13 protein-coding genes and 3 pseudogenes are annotated in these 14,506 nt (G+C 46.4%); 14 read left to right on the forward strand and 2 right to left on the reverse strand.

Annotated features, from left to right (window positions below; translation table 11 throughout):
• From RIE73_RS21320 to RIE73_RS21380, 13 genes and pseudogenes are all read left to right on the forward strand, one after another.
• Positions 1–2,020 (forward strand): class I SAM-dependent DNA methyltransferase (locus RIE73_RS21320; protein ID WP_446403097.1); only part of this gene is annotated, 2,020 nt, incomplete at its 5' end.
• 60 nt (positions 2,021–2,080) lie between these two features.
• Positions 2,081–2,332, forward strand: a complete 252-nt coding sequence (locus RIE73_RS21325) for a UPF0175 family protein (protein WP_446403098.1) — start codon at positions 2,081–2,083, stop codon at positions 2,330–2,332.
• Complete coding sequence (locus RIE73_RS21330; protein WP_446403099.1) at positions 2,325–2,810, forward strand: DUF3368 domain-containing protein; 486 nt, start codon at positions 2,325–2,327, stop codon at positions 2,808–2,810. Before RIE73_RS21325 ends, RIE73_RS21330 begins: the two co-directional genes overlap by 8 nt.
• A 43-nt stretch (positions 2,811–2,853) precedes the next feature.
• Positions 2,854–3,126 (forward strand): YgiT-type zinc finger protein, encoded by a 273-nt coding sequence (locus tag RIE73_RS21335; RefSeq protein WP_446403100.1) that lies wholly within the window; start codon positions 2,854–2,856, stop codon positions 3,124–3,126.
• On the forward strand, positions 3,053–5,128 hold the full coding sequence (locus tag RIE73_RS21340; RefSeq protein ID WP_446403101.1) for a DEAD/DEAH box helicase: 2,076 nt from the start codon (positions 3,053–3,055) through the stop codon (positions 5,126–5,128). Before RIE73_RS21335 ends, RIE73_RS21340 begins: the two co-directional genes overlap by 74 nt.
• A 73-nt stretch (positions 5,129–5,201) precedes the next feature.
• A pseudogene (locus RIE73_RS21345) lies at positions 5,202–5,963 on the forward strand (GIY-YIG nuclease family protein); the annotation flags it as partial.
• Positions 5,964–6,030: 67 nt separating this feature from the next.
• On the forward strand, positions 6,031–6,627 hold the full coding sequence (locus tag RIE73_RS21350; protein ID WP_446403102.1) for a Uma2 family endonuclease: 597 nt from the start codon (positions 6,031–6,033) through the stop codon (positions 6,625–6,627).
• A 166-nt stretch (positions 6,628–6,793) separates the two neighbouring features.
• Positions 6,794–7,183 (forward strand): annotated as a pseudogene (locus RIE73_RS21355) (class I SAM-dependent methyltransferase); the annotation flags it as partial.
• Positions 7,179–7,370, forward strand: a complete 192-nt coding sequence (locus RIE73_RS21360) for a hypothetical protein (protein WP_446403103.1) — start codon at positions 7,179–7,181, stop codon at positions 7,368–7,370. The pseudogene RIE73_RS21355 and the gene RIE73_RS21360, both read left to right, overlap by 5 nt.
• 343 nt (positions 7,371–7,713) lie before the next feature.
• Entirely contained in the window at positions 7,714–7,947 is a 234-nt protein-coding gene (locus tag RIE73_RS21365) for a hypothetical protein (RefSeq protein ID WP_446396178.1), read from the forward strand.
• Between the two features lie 636 nt (positions 7,948–8,583).
• The gene (locus tag RIE73_RS21370) at positions 8,584–9,204 is read left to right on the forward strand and encodes a FeoB small GTPase domain-containing protein (RefSeq protein WP_446403104.1); all 621 of its coding nucleotides are present in this window, start codon (positions 8,584–8,586) and stop codon (positions 9,202–9,204) included.
• The gene (locus RIE73_RS21375; protein ID WP_446403105.1) at positions 9,170–10,621 is read left to right on the forward strand and encodes a nucleoside recognition domain-containing protein; all 1,452 of its coding nucleotides are present in this window, start codon (positions 9,170–9,172) and stop codon (positions 10,619–10,621) included. Before RIE73_RS21370 ends, RIE73_RS21375 begins: the two co-directional genes overlap by 35 nt.
• Positions 10,622–10,840 carry a FeoA family protein gene (locus RIE73_RS21380; protein WP_446350619.1) on the forward strand — a complete coding sequence of 73 codons (219 nt, stop codon included), beginning with the start codon at positions 10,622–10,624 and terminating at the stop codon, positions 10,838–10,840.
• A gap of 57 nt (positions 10,841–10,897) precedes the next feature.
• Here the strand turns inward: RIE73_RS21380 and RIE73_RS21385 are convergent.
• Positions 10,898–11,158: pseudogene (locus RIE73_RS21385) on the reverse strand (IS200/IS605 family accessory protein TnpB-related protein); the annotation flags it as partial.
• A gap of 226 nt (positions 11,159–11,384) precedes the next feature.
• Between RIE73_RS21385 and alr the strand changes: the two are divergent.
• Complete coding sequence (gene alr / locus RIE73_RS21390) at positions 11,385–12,548, forward strand: alanine racemase (RefSeq protein ID WP_446403125.1); 1,164 nt, start codon at positions 11,385–11,387, stop codon at positions 12,546–12,548.
• 115 nt (positions 12,549–12,663) lie between these two features.
• Here the strand turns inward: alr and RIE73_RS21395 are convergent, their stop codons facing one another.
• Positions 12,664–14,250, reverse strand: a complete 1,587-nt coding sequence (locus RIE73_RS21395; protein WP_446403106.1) for an Hsp70 family protein — start codon at positions 14,248–14,250, stop codon at positions 12,664–12,666.
• Between the last annotated feature and the right edge of the window lie 256 nt (positions 14,251–14,506).

The raw sequence follows: 14,506 nt of genomic DNA on the forward strand, positions 1-14,506 counted from the left end.
TGGGAGAGGGGCTGGGGGTGAGGGTCTTATCGTCCCCCGCTTTAGCCGAATTGCTCGGTCTTACTTGCTTCATGTAGGCAATCTCGACTGGACAAAGATCAACCCCGACATTTTCGGCTCGATGATTCAGGCGGTAGCGGATGAGGACGAGCGTGGGGCGTTGGGAATGCATTATACCAGTGTGCCGAATATCCTCAAGGTGCTGAATCCGTTGTTTTTGGATGATTTGCGCGAGCAACTGGCAGCAGCAGGGGAGAATGGGCGCAAGTTGCTGAATCTGCGGAAACGGCTGGCACGGATTCGGGTGTTTGACCCGGCTTGTGGGTCGGGGAATTTTTTGGTGATTGCCTATAAGGAGATGCGGGCAATTGAGGCGGAGATTAACCAGCGCCGGGGGGAGGCGAATCGGGCTTCGGAGATTCCGTTGACGAATTTTCGGGGGATTGAGATTCGGCATTTTTCCTGTGAGATTGCGCGGTTGGCGTTGATTATTGCCGAGTATCAGTGTGATGTGCTATATCGGGGACCCAAGTTGGCGTTGGCGGAGTTTTTGCCGTTGAAAGCGGAGAATTGGATTACCTGTGGGAATGCGTTGCGGTTGGATTGGTTGAGTTTGTGTCCGCCGACGGATAAGGGGGTGAGGGTGCAACGAGAGGATTTAGATTTGTGGCAGGAAACGCGGGATGAGGCAGAGATTGAGTTTGAGAATGAGGGGGGAGAGACTTATATTTGTGGGAATCCGCCTTATAAAGGAAGTAATTGGCGTACAAAAGAGCAAACAGAAGATTTAGGGACTCTATTTGCACAAAGAACAAAAAAATGGAAAGCACTTGACTATGTGTGTGGATGGTTTATCAAAGCATCAGATTATAGTAAATCTACTCCTACAGCTAGTGCTTTTGTTGCTACCAATTCAATTTGCCAAGGGGTTCAAGCATCTATGCTTTGGTCACTCGTTTTTGAAAGTGGTCAAGAAATCGCATTTGCTTACACATCTTTTAAGTGGGCTAATCTGGCAAGCCATAATGCAGGGGTTTCCGTTGTCATAATTGGTATATCTAATCCTCCCATTAAAAATCGAAGGATTTATACTTTAGACCAAGATGGCGTACTTACTTCAAGAAGTGCTGACAATATTAATGCTTATCTTCTAAATGCAAAGAATATTTTTGTAAGGAGTAGAAAAAAGCCGATTTGTTTCGATGCTTTCATAACTGATGGAAGCGGAGCTTTAGATGGTGGCAATTTAATACTTGACCGCAATCAACGCGAAGAAATAGTGGCTCATGAAGATGGTAACTTTGCGAAATATATCCGTCCTTACATAGGTTCAAATGAGTTTATTAAGGGAACTATTAGGTGGTGTCTATGGATTGAAGATGAGCAAGTAAGTAGTGCTTTAGATAGTGCAGAAATTGCCAATAGAGTTGAACAAGTCAGAACTTATCGCCAAAATGCTGGAACACGCGCAAAAACAGCGATTTATCGTCCACATAAATTTGCTTGGATAAATAAACGTGATACGCATCAAATTATTGTACCAACAGTTTTTTCTGAGAGACGAGAATATATTACAGCAGGATACTTGGATGAACGCTATGTGATTAATAATGCAGCCAGCATAATCCAAGAACCTAATCTTTATGTTTTAAGTATTGTGTCTTCAACTTTGCATTTGTCCTGGGTAAGAGCGATAGCTGGAAAACTTGAGGACAGGATAAGATATACGTCTTCTACTTGCTACAACACCTTTCCCGTCCCCACCCTCACCGAACAAAACAAAACTGACCTCACCCGTTGCGCCGAAGACATCCTCCTAGCGCGAGAGCAGTATTTCCCCGCCACCATTGCGGATATGTACGACCCAGAGCGCATGGACAAAGAGTTTCCCCTAGTGCGAGAAGCCCACAATCGCAATGATGAAGTATTAGAGCGCATCTACATCGGTCGTCGCTTCAAAAATGACACCGAACGCTTAGAGAAACTGTTTGAGCTTTATACAACGATGACCACCTCCTAAACAGTCCAACAAACGTCAATAACCCGATCCAAAAATTAGTCGTCTAAACCTCATCCCACCATGATTCAAATTCAACTGAACCTACCCGAAAGTGCCTTCTCTGCCCTCCGCAGTACCCCAGAGGAATTTGCCCAAGAACTCCTGATTGCTGCTGTCGTCAAGTGGTACGAGGTTGGGATAATTTCCCAATCCAAAGCGACTGAAATTACAGGAATCAGTCGTCAAGAGTTTTTTCAAGCTTTGCACCGCTTTAGCGTTTCCCCATTTCAAACCACCCCCGAAGAACTGACAGAGGAAGTCAGTCGTGGTTAAGCGTTGGGTCGTCAATGCCTCACCGATCATCAGCCTGACCAAAATTGACCGCATTCATTTACTCAGTGAACTCTGCGATGAAGTGGTCATTCCCCAAGGTGTTGCCAATGAGATTCTTCTAGGTGGATATGCTGACAGTGCAGTTCTTTGGCTGCAAGAAACAGGTCAAGCACTCATTAAACCTGCTACTAACATTGACTCAAGGATTGCCAGTTGGGATCTTGGATTAGGAGAAAGCCAGGTGCTATCTTGGGTCATAAACCATGATGGCTATGAAGCCATTATTGATGACTTAGCTGCACGGAAAGCTGCCAAAATTCTCCAAATTCCGGTTCGAGGAACTTTAGCAGTCATCATACTGGCGAAGCAGAGGGGATATATCTCATCTGTCAAACAAGATTTAGAAAACCTTGTTCAAGTGGGTTTACGCATTAGCCCGACGGTTTTTGCACAAGCCATTGCCTTAGCAGGGGAGTAATACTAATTTGCTTTGGTTTTGCTACAAAGGAGACTAAATAGCGATGACCCCTAACTCACAAGTAGCTTATGTTGAGAAGGAAGTAACCTATACCTTAAATCTGAATGGTCAAATTATTTTGATCGAGAACGTGCCTGCCCGTGTTAATGAAGAAACAGGGGAACAGTTTTTCTCCCCTTCAACCGTAAAGCGTTTACAACAAACCATTTTAGATAACCCAGAACCCGACCATTGCTTAACTTATGAACAACGCGATCGCGATTCCTGCCGTTTCCGTCACCTACACCCAAGCTGGCACGTCCACTCGCCTCAATGAGCTAGGGATGCGCCCGATGCAGGAACGAGCTTACCAAAAGCGGGGAGAACAATACCTGTTGATTAAATCCCCCCCTGCGTCTGGTAAAAGTCGCGCCTTGATGTTCATCGCCCTGGATAAGCTGGAAAACCAGGGATTACAACAAGCCATTATCGTTGTCCCGGAAAAGTCCATCGGGGCAAGTTTTCATAATGAACCCCTGAGTCAGTTTGGCTTCTGGGCAGATTGGCTCGTTGTACCCAAGTGGAACCTCTGCGACGCACCTGGAACCGACGGCGGGAAGGTCGATGCAGTTCGGAAATTCCTGGATAGTGATGCCAAAGTGCTGGTCTGTACCCATGCCACCTTTCGCTTTACCGTGGATAAATTTGGCGTTGCAGCCCTGGATAACCGCTTGATTGCCGTCGATGAGTTTCACCACATTTCCGCCAATCCCGACAACAAACTAGGCGATATTATACGTCAACTGATGACCCGCGACAAAACCCACATTGTCGCTATGACGGGTTCTTATTTTCGCGGGGATGCAGAGGCGGTGCTACATCCTGAGGACGAGGCGAGATTTGATACCGTCACCTACACCTATTACGAACAACTGAATGGCTATCAATATCTGAAACAACTGGATATCGGCTACTACTTCTATGCCGGAAGCTACACCGACGCAATTATGGAAGTTCTCAATCCCCAGGAGAAGACGATTATTCACATCCCCAATGTCAACTCCCGTGAAAGTACCAAAGATAAAATCCGCGAAGTGGAACACATCATCGAGGAATTGGGGGAATGGCAAGGAACTGACCCCGCAACCGGGTTTCAACTGGTACAAACCGCCGATGGTACAGTCTTGAAGATTGCCGACCTTGTAGACGACGACCCCAGCAAGCGAGATAAAGTCACGGCTAGTCTGAAAGACCCCAGCCAGAAAAATAAGCGCGATCGCGTGGATATCATTATCGCCCTGGGTATGGCAAAGGAAGGCTTCGACTGGATTTGGTGCGAACACGCCCTCACCATCGGTTATCGTTCCAGCCTCACCGAGATTGTCCAAATCATCGGTCGCGCCACCCGTGATGCCCCAGGTAAAACTCGCGCCCGTTTCACCAACCTCATCGCTGAACCCGATGCCAGCGAAACTGCCGTGACTGAGGCAGTCAACGACACCCTCAAAGCCATTGCTGCCAGCCTCTTGATGGAACAGGTACTTGCTCCCCGCTTCGAGTTCAAACCGAAAAACCCCAACAATCAACCCACCCCTGGCTTTGATTACGGAGAAGGAGGGTATGACCCCCATGGGTGTAATGTGGGAGTCAATGCAGAAACGGGACAAATTCAACTGGAAATTAAAGGACTCGCTGAACCCAAAAGCCAGGAAGCCCAACGGGTTTGTCGGGAGGACTTAACCGAACTGGTGACAGCTTTTGTCCAAGATAAGCCTACCATCGAGCGCGGTCTATTTGACGAAGAACTGGTGCCAGAAGAACTAACCCAGGTGCGGATGGGCAAAATTATTAAAGAGAAGTTTCCAGAATTTGAGCACGAAGATCAAGAGACAATTCGTCAACACGCGATCGCGGCGCTTAACCTCGTCCAACAAGCCAAGCAAACCGTAAATGAAAAGGGTGGGACGTATAATGTGAATTCCAGTAATAGCGAAGGGACGAAAAACACCGCCCTCATCGACGGAATCAGGCAGTTCGCCCTCTCGGTCACGGAACTGGACATGGATTTGATCGATCGCATTAATCCTTTTGGGGAAGCCTACGCCATCCTAGCTAAGTCCATGAGCGAAGAACGGCTCAAGCAAGTCGCGGCAGTCATTGCTGCCAAGCGGGTCAGCCTCTCAGTTGATGAAGCCAGAGAACTCACCCAACGCGCCGTGCGGTTTAAGCAGGAACGGGGACGCTTACCCTCCCTCACGGCAACTGACCCCTGGGAAAAACGCATGGCAGAAGGGGTGGCATTCCTACAACGTAAAGTGAAGGAGGAAAACAATGCCTAAACACACCACCGATGCCGATTTAGACCTACTCGCGGAATTGGGGGTAGATACCGCCCCTGCACCCAAAGTTAAGCGTACCCCCTGTCAGGACTTTCGACAGTTCAAACCCATCTTTAAAAAAGTGCAACAGGACTTAGAAACTGGGGCTAGAGAAACCCTGAAATATCGGGATGATGCGACGGTCAATCAGGGGGATTTCTTTATTCTGGATGGGCAGAAGTTGATCGTCGCCGATCTAGGTGAACCGTTTATCAGCGATTATGGTCGCCCCGACCGCAGGTTACGAGTCATTTACGACAACGGGACAGAGAGTAATCTATTGCTGCGATCGCTTCAACGGGCATTAAATAAAGACAAAACCAGTCGTCGCATCACCAACCCTGATTTTAGTTCCCTGCCTTTGTTTGCTCAAACCGAAGCCGAAGACGATATCACAACGGGCTACATCTATGTGCTGAGAAGCAAATCCGACGATCCCTTTATTGTTCAGAATTATGAGTTAGTCCACAAAATTGGTGTCACGGTCGGCGATGTCAAAAAGCGAATTGCCAACGCGAAAAAAGACCCAACCTACCTACTCGCAGAGGTGGAAATCGTCGCTACCTTCAAACTGGCTAATATCAACCCGAAGAAACTGGAAGCACTCCTGCACAAGTTTTTCGATAATGTTCGTTTAGATGTGGGATTGCGCGATCGCTTTGGCATTCCCGTACAGCCGAGAGAATGGTTTCTCGTGCCATTAGAAGCGATTGAAGAAGTGATTGAAAAAATCAAGGCAGGAACAATCAATCAATTTCGCTACGATCCAGAAACCGCAAGTCTCACGCGATCGTAATACCATCCCAAATAACCCAGAGCTAAACTACCCCCAAGCAGCGACAAACTTAGGAGGTCACGAAACCATGATTCCAGCCCCAGAAAAATTCCCCACCCTAACCCCCGAAGAATACTTCACTTGGGAAGAACAGCAACTCGAAAAACACGAGCTGATCGACGGTCAAGTTTATGCCATGGGTGGCGGTAGTAAAAACCATAGCTTACTTGCAGCCAAGTTTATCACGTTGTTTACCACTCATTTAGAAGGGAGTGGCTGCGACACCGCCACCTCAGACCTGAGAATTAACATTGTCGGTACAAATAACTACACCTATCCCGATGTCAGCGTCACCTGCGACGATCGCGACAAAACCACAACCCAATACATTACCTATCCCTGCTTAGTCGTTGAAGTTCTTTCCCCCAGCACCGAAGCCTATGACAGAGGCAGCAAGTTTAGAATGTATCGCCATAATCCAGCCCTACAAGACTATTTGTTAGTTAGTTCCACCCGCATGGAAATCGATTTGTATCACAAAAAAGAGACAGGCGAATGGCTGATCATTAACTACCAAGCAGGCGACACCATCGAACTCAAAAGCATCAATCTAAGTTTTCCCATTGAGCAAATCTATCGCAACCTCGACCTCACTCCAGAAACTGAATCAACTCAATTCCTCTAAACTCTATTCCCGATTCTCTAAAAAAGATGTTTGTGTAAAAGGCAAGCTTAGATACTACCTCAAGGCTAGTAAAGTGAAAGTGTAGTGCTATACTATCAAAATAGTGAAACCTAAAACCTTTACAGTCATAGAGCTTGGCAATTTCTCCCTTAGTAATGAAAATGTCATGAACGATAAAAATAAATCAATTCACGAATTCGATTTTCAATTAATCTGCGAATATTTTTCAACCCTAGAACGACAAGGACCGGGAAGTCCCGAAATCACTATTAAAGCTTTGAGCTTTATTGAGCATCTGACGAAGGAATCAAAAATTGCTGATATTGGTTGTGGAACCGGTGGTCAGACAATGGTAATGGCTAATTATACGTCCGGGCATATTACAGGCATCGATTTATTTCCTATCTTTATAGATCTATTCAATATTAACGCCCGTAAATTAAATATTCAGGATAGAGTCAATGGTAGTGTTGGTTCCATGGAAAATCTTCCTTTTCAGACTGAAGAATTAGACTTAATCTGGTCAGAAGGAGCAATCTACAATATCGGGTTTGATTGATTGCAGCTTTGAGACAGCCCTAGAACGGGCGATTACTCGTTCACAAGAAGGATTGTCTCCATCAGAAACAATTCAGGCATATCAGGCGATTTACTTCCCGGCTCAAAAAATTCATTTTGAGCTTGACCGACCGCAACGATCTGCGATCGCAAGAATTAATAACGATCCCAGATTAGGAGGGTGAATCCAATACGAGAGTAGAGAGGAGCATGGATCTGAGCTTGCCGTCAGGGTTTGAGGGGGATTTACAAAATTTAATACAATCCCGTTGACTTTTGTCCGACTACTTAGTCAATCGATAGGTCGGCTTTATCAAGTATTTTTTCAGTTTGTTAAGGCTTTGGTAACTCTTGTATCAACATCACTACAATCGTGAGTTGGTGGAGCCAGATGAGTTATGGTAAAAAAAACAAGCAATCCTTAAGTAATTCTTAAAGGAGTCGTGTTCTTTGCCGGATCACGACACGGCGCTGGAAAACCAGCTTTATTTCTCGGCTGCTGCCACTTTACCTAAGGAAGGAGATTGTATGACTCCCACAATGCTGCGTCAGTTGTGGTCTTTAATTGAAACGACTCAAACTAACCTGCTACTGAAACTTGACGATGCTAGTCTCGTTCAGTGGATACTCAAGCAATTCAAACAAGAGCGAGGTCTGAACTCAGAGGAAATGCATATTTTGAATGACTATCTCTATAATCGCTTGTCTCTGATCCGAGATCTGGCAGAACAACGGTATACGACAAGTCACTCGTCATCCTAGGGCAATTTGGCTGCAAGTACCCATCAGTTCACCAAAGAGGGAGTGATGGGGTGAAAGGGTGACGGTGTACAGATGATTGAGGTGGGCAATAACACTCTCTCGATAACCTGAGCATTTCCAGGTTGATGATTCTTGCCCACCCGACTTCAAGTTCAAGTGACTTAAGTAGGTGGACACAATTAAAGGCGGGCGGTGGAGATTAGGGAACTCTTAACAGGGAACAGTAAGGGTTTGAGGCTTGTTTACATAACTTAATCTAGTTAAGTTTATTTCCACCAACCTACTTATTCTCAACATTTATTAAAAAATATTTCGGTAAATTACTATATATTTCGTACCTAGCCAACGCCCCATTGCCGCCAATCCCTGGAACACTAAAGAGAATCTGTTTCAGCTTTTATTTATCTTGTCAGACTGAGATAATAGGTTTAAACTTTGATCAGGACAAGGAAGAAGGCTTCGCGTCAAGCTCCGATCAATGAATCTCAGCGAAGAGAGGTTCCTCTTCCCCCAAATATTAAGCTTTTATAAAAGGTAGACCTGATACAGAAATCTAGGTCATTATTGACTAAAGTTAATGAGAATTACTTTTAACAAGTTGCAGAATTCGCATCCTATCATTGGAGTCAAGACGATATGGAATGTCACAAATGTCAGAACACCTGTCACCGTAAGCCCAAAAGAGGGGCTGGCTGGAAATGGTGGAGCAAATCACCACAACCATCACTGCTGAAAACTGAATCGATTCCCCAAGTCGCGTTGGTGGGGATGCCCAATGTGGGTAAAAGCGTTCTGTTTAATGCCCTGACGGGAACCTATGTCACCGTGTCTAACTATCCCGGTACAACGGTGGAAGTCTCCAGGGGTCAGATGACGGTTGGAGATCGCCTGTTTGCGGTGGTGGATACGCCAGGAATGTATTCCCTACTCCCGATTACCGAAGAGGAAAAAGTGTCGCGGGATTTATTACTCAGTGAATCCGTAGACGTGGTGATTCATGTCGTCGATGCCAAAAACTTAGGGCGGATGCTTCCCTTGACGTTTCAGCTAATTGAAGCGGGTTTACCGGTGCTGTTAGCCGTCAACATGATTGATGAAGCCGAACAACTGGGGATTCAGATTCACCGGGATCACCTGGAGATGGAATTAGGGATTCCGGTTGTCACCATGGCAGCGGCACTGAATGTTGGTTTACGAGATTTGAAATATAAGGTGGATGATTATGTTAAGTCAGGTTGCTTATCCGGAACCTATTGAGGGGGCGATCGCGAAACTGGAGTCGTTGTTATCACGATTGTCGCTATCCCAGGATTATCCCCTGTCTCGGCGCAGTATTGCCTTACTCCTGTTGCAAAAAGATCCGGCACTTTGGCAACAGCTTCAGATTCAGGGGACAGAAGCAGAAATTCAAGCCGCGATCGCCGATGCTGAGAGTCAGTTGGATGAACCGTTAATTTCTGCCATTGCTAAGGCGCGTCAGCAACGGGCGTGGGCGATCGAACAAACTGCCCTCAGCGAATCGAATCAAGGGAAAACCCCGTTAGCGGAACGACTGCACCAACTCACGGTGAATCCGTGGACAGGATTTCCGATTTTGCTAGTGATTCTCTATTACGGGGTTTACAAATTTGTCGGCGAATTCGGCGCGGGGACGATGGTGGATACCATTGAAACCTTCTTTGAGACATACATTAATCCCGTTGTCAACCAAACGGCAGCGGTAATTTTACCCTGGCAACCCTTACAGGATTTAATTGCCCACGATTACGGGATTATTACCCTAGGGATTCGCTATGCGGTGGCGATTGTCTTACCTGTGGTTGCTACCTTCTTTTTAATGTTTTCCTTCTTAGAAGACAGTGGTTATCTGCCGCGATTATCCTTGATGCTGGATAACCTGTTTAAAGCGATCGGGTTATCGGGGCGATCGGTCATTCCGATTGTATTAGGATTGGGCTGTGACACCATGGCAACCTTAGTCACCCGCACCCTGGAGACGACACGGGAACGGTTGATTGCCACATTTTTACTCTCCTTAGCCATTCCCTGTGCAGCACAGTGGGGGGTGATTGTGGGATTGTTAGCCCAAAAACCTGCCGCGTTGTTGATTTGGGGGGGAGTAATTGGGGCAATTTTCATGATTACGGGCTTTGTCAGCGCCCGACTGCTTCCGGGAAACCCAGCTAGTTTTTACATGGAAATTCCTCCCTTGCGCTTTCCCAAACTGCAAAACATTCTGGTGAAAACCTATCTCAGAATGAAGTGGTATTTTTTGGAGATTTTGCCTCTATTTATTTGGGCATCGGTGATTATTTGGCTTGGGCGTTTGACCGGGTTGTTTGGTTGGATTATTCAGGGGATTGAGCCGATTGCTTTAGGGTTAGGATTGCCCAGAGAAGCAGCGCCCATATTTTTATATGGCTTCTTCCGGCGGGATTACGGCGCGGCTGGGTTATTTGATATGCAACAAGAGGGAATTTTTACCGGGAATCAGTTGGTGGTGACAGCGATTGTATTGACCCTGTTTTTACCTTGTATTGCCCAACTGCAAGTCATGTTGAAAGAGCGGGGGGCGAAAATAACCTGGGCGATTGTGGCATTTATTTTTCCCTTTGCCTTTTTTGTGGGATATCTGGTCAATAGTTTGTTAAATGTATTAGGAGTGACGATTTAAATGATTGCACTAGCATCAGTTAAACGGGGTAATAGCGGCACCGTTGCTGCTTTGAAGACAAAGGATGAGATGACGTTACAGAAGTTGATGGCGATGGGAATTAGTCCCGGAATGCCGATTCTGTTGGAGCAGCGGTTCCCCTCTTATATTATTAAGGTGGGCAGAACTCGTGCGGCGTTGGATCGGGAAATGGCAAAGATTATTTATTTGCAGCGATAAGGGTGGAATTTTTCCCCTCATTCCCTAACCCCTTCTCCATTCCCCCTAACCCCCTGATCGGTCAATCTTAACCAGTAATCGACCGTACCACTGGCACTTGTATTCTAACTGTCTAACCAGTTCGCTCCAGCTTGCATTTCTCATTGCTTGAGCCAACTTGTGGTTTTTCATCATATTCTTCACGGCTAAATCTTCGACAACAATCGTTTGATTTTCACCGCGAAGATAGATGAAGATGGTTGATGGGGTAGGGGCACGATAGTATCGTGCCCTTAAGATTTTGATGTCAACCTGCTTGCAAAATCGATTGGCAGCCATTATGATTTAAGGGGTCTAGCGATCGCGGTGCGATTACCTTTGATGCCGTTAGGCGTTGAGCACTGCTATTACCTTTGATGCCATTAGGCGTTGAGTACGCAGCATCTAAACTAGGATATCTAGGTCTTGGTTTATCTAGTGCGATTACCTTTGATGCCATTAGGCGTTGAGCACCTCAATAGACATTAATTTGTTTTTACCCGGTATCCTCGTGCGATTACCTTTGATGCCGTTAGGCGTTGAGCATCCCAACATCTGGCAAGTCTCTGGCGGATTAACCGAACGCGCCTGGGTTGAAATCGATCGCGCGGCACTTACCCATAACCTCAATCAATTAAAGCAGCTTTTGTCTGCCCAAACTCAACTCATGGCGGTGGTGAAAGCAGACGCTTACGGACATGGTGCAATCATGGTAGCCCAAACCGCACTCGCCACAGGTGCCTATGGATTGTGTGTCGCCACGATAGAAGAAGGGATTCAACTGCGAGAAGCGGGCATTGACGCGCCCATCGTGATTTTAGGGGCTACCAATACCCCGGAACAAGTACGTGCGATCGCCCATTGGCATTTACAACCTACGATTTGTACACCCCAACAGGCTTTGGTGTTTTCTGATACCCTCAGTTGTTGTCAAATCCCCTTACCCGTTCATCTCAATATCGATACCGGGATGTCTCGCTTGGGAATGCCTTGGCAACAAGCCACCGAGTTTGTCCAATTAGTCCAGCGATTACCCCATTTAGAACTCGCCAGCGTCTATTCCCATTTCGCCACCGCTGATAGTCCAGATTTCACGGTGATGAACCAACAGCATCAGCGATTTGAAGCGGCGATTGCCGAACTTCACGCCGCGAATATTGTCCCCCCTCGTTTACACTTAGCCAACTCCGCCGCCACATTAACTGACCCCGCCTTGCATTACGATTGGGTACGAGTCGGATTAGCCCTTTATGGACTCTATCCCGCACCACATTTACACCAAAAAGTCAATCTCAAACCCGTCATGCAAGTGAAAACACGGGTGACTCAAGTGAAAACAATACCAGCAGGAACGGGGGTGAGTTATGGCTATAAGTTTATCGCCCAGCAACCGTTACGGTTGGCAGTGGTTGGGATTGGTTACGCTGATGGCGTTCCCCGGAATCTCTCCAATAAAATGACCGGATTAATTCGCGGTCAAAGGGTGTCCCAGATTGGGGCGATTACTATGGATCAACTGATGCTGGATGTGAGTAATATTCCCGATTTACAAGTTGGTGAAATTGTCACCTTGATTGGACGAGATGGGGATAAGCAAATTTCTGCCGATGACTGGGCAATAGCGTTAAATACAATATCCTGGGAAATCCTTTGTGGCTTCAAACATCGACTTCCTCGTGTTGTGGTTTAAAAAAAGTGAGCGCGTCATAAAAGCGCTTTTTATAGCAACCGCCATAGCTGTTAGGACACATCATTTATGTAGAGACGTTGCATGCAACGTCTCTACAATCTCTCTAACCCCACCACTACTGTAATTTGGCGATCGCACTTTTTTCAACTAACAGTTTCCCCGTCTGTAAATCCTTCACTGTCGCCACTAGCACCCGCCGTTCATCTACCTCAAATTGAACGGAAATTCGGTCAACTCCCACCTGTCCCGGTGGATCTAAATGTGCCACACAAACCTGTTCGCGATCGCTATCCAAGGAACGATAGGCGGCTTGCTTGGATAACTGACTACTGGTCATTCGTCCCAGAGTATCATAGGTCACTTCAGCTTGTGCCATTTCTGCCACTTCGCCAATATCTAAGCGAATTTCCCGTTGTCCTTCCAGGGCGACTTGTAAGGTTAACGGTTCGCCACGTTCACAGGGATATTGCATCCCTTTTTCAAATAAGGTGAAATAGGAATAGGTTTTCGCATAAGGTTCCCATAAGCGAATGGCGTAACTGTGGCGTAAATAATCATCCACACTCGCTACTTGATTTAATGCCAACGCCCCGTATGCCACGGCTTCAAAAGGCTTATCTAACTTAACTTTCGTCTTGCCAAAATAGGACTGCATCAACTGCTGGACAGCGGGAATTAAACAACTCCCCCCAACCAATAACACCTGTTCAATATCACTCTTACTAATCCCTTTGCCTAAGGCGATCGTTAAGACTTCATCCAACGCTTCCCGCAATTGTTCCAAAAACTGCCTATTTTCCAGAATTTCTTCTAACTTATCCCGATCTAGTTGCAAGTTGTATGAGGTGAATGTCTCCTCATCTAACCAACTTTCCTTCGCCTCCTGATGACTCGATAAGCGAATCTTCAACCGTTCAGCTAACTCCAATAAATTCTGCCACCCCACCTCACCAATGTCTTCCCTTGACCATCCTTGCTGATGCAAATAGTCTTCAACAATCCAACTATCCACATCTTCGCCGCCGACATAAGCATCGGATTTGGCTAATACTTCTGCCCGTAATACCGTTTCGCCATCGCGCTTGGCTGCATCCAATTGTGGCGCAGTACGAACTAAACTTAAATCCAGTGTGCCACCACCAAAATCCACCACCAATACCAAGGAACTGGGACGCTGTACCGCATAGCCTAACGCCGCTGCTGTGGATTCATCCACCAGTTTAATTTGTTCCACATCCAGGCGACGTGCCACCTCACGAAACCAATCTAAATAGCGCTCGAATGCGCCCACAGGTACGGTTAAAATGAGTTGAGAGGGGTTGATTTTTTGCGCCTTTAATTGCTGCCAGATAGTTTGGATAAATTGTTCGGAAACTGATTCAGCGGTGTAAGATTCACCATTAATCAGACGGGGAGGCGGTTGAAAATCAGCCGCTAAATCTCGTTTAAAGCCTTTGAAAAAGCGACTCGGTTGGGATTGTCCTAAGCGCTGGGAACGGACTTGTTCTCCCAGAAGTATTTGATTATTATCCTTGATAAAAACTAGGGTAGGAATGACAGGAATATCTGGCTCACCGGAAGTCGTTTTAAACAGGCGCGAGAGTGAACCGAGTCGGATGGTTTGGGGATTGTTGGTATCAGCTTCGAGTATACTGACAACTGTGTTGCTTGTCCCGAAGTCAATGGCAACTGTATTGGTCATTTGTCAAAACACTGATTTCACGGATTTATTGGAGAGATAGGGGTAGGGAGGTGAGAGATTATTGACACTGATTACACAGACAAGGAAAGTTCTCTCATCTTCTCCATTCTCCCCATCTTCCCCATCTCCCTCATCTCCCTCATCTCCCTCATCTCCCTCATCTCTCTAGACCAGCGCGGCGGAAGTAACTCTCCAGTTAAAAAAGGTGCTCTCATCTTATGGTATAAGCTTTCTGCCCTTCTGCCTTCTGCCTCCT

The organism is Coleofasciculus sp. C1-SOL-03 (genome assembly GCF_040220555.1).
In the GTDB taxonomy this organism is placed as follows: Bacteria; Cyanobacteriota; Cyanobacteriia; order Cyanobacteriales; family Coleofasciculaceae; genus Coleofasciculus.

What these genes read in the sequence shown, in the direction of transcription:
- RIE73_RS21370 (WP_446403104.1), top strand. Translation starts at nt 8,584, where the DNA reads ATGGAATGTCACAAATGTCAGAACACCTGTCACCGTAAGCCCAAAAGA.
- RIE73_RS21365 (WP_446396178.1), top strand. Translation starts at nt 7,714, where the DNA reads ATGACTCCCACAATGCTGCGTCAGTTGTGGTCTTTAATTGAAACGACT.
- RIE73_RS21340 (WP_446403101.1), top strand. Translation starts at nt 3,053, where the DNA reads ATGAACAACGCGATCGCGATTCCTGCCGTTTCCGTCACCTACACCCAA.
- alr (WP_446403125.1), top strand. Translation starts at nt 11,385, where the DNA reads ATGCCGTTAGGCGTTGAGCATCCCAACATCTGGCAAGTCTCTGGCGGA.
- RIE73_RS21375 (WP_446403105.1), top strand. Translation starts at nt 9,170, where the DNA reads ATGTTAAGTCAGGTTGCTTATCCGGAACCTATTGAGGGGGCGATCGCG.
- RIE73_RS21395 (WP_446403106.1), bottom strand. Translation starts at nt 14,250, where the DNA reads ATGACCAATACAGTTGCCATTGACTTCGGGACAAGCAACACAGTTGTC.
- RIE73_RS21335 (WP_446403100.1), top strand. Translation starts at nt 2,854, where the DNA reads ATGACCCCTAACTCACAAGTAGCTTATGTTGAGAAGGAAGTAACCTAT.
- RIE73_RS21350 (WP_446403102.1), top strand. Translation starts at nt 6,031, where the DNA reads ATGATTCCAGCCCCAGAAAAATTCCCCACCCTAACCCCCGAAGAATAC.
- RIE73_RS21380 (WP_446350619.1), top strand. Translation starts at nt 10,622, where the DNA reads ATGATTGCACTAGCATCAGTTAAACGGGGTAATAGCGGCACCGTTGCT.
- RIE73_RS21325 (WP_446403098.1), top strand. Translation starts at nt 2,081, where the DNA reads ATGATTCAAATTCAACTGAACCTACCCGAAAGTGCCTTCTCTGCCCTC.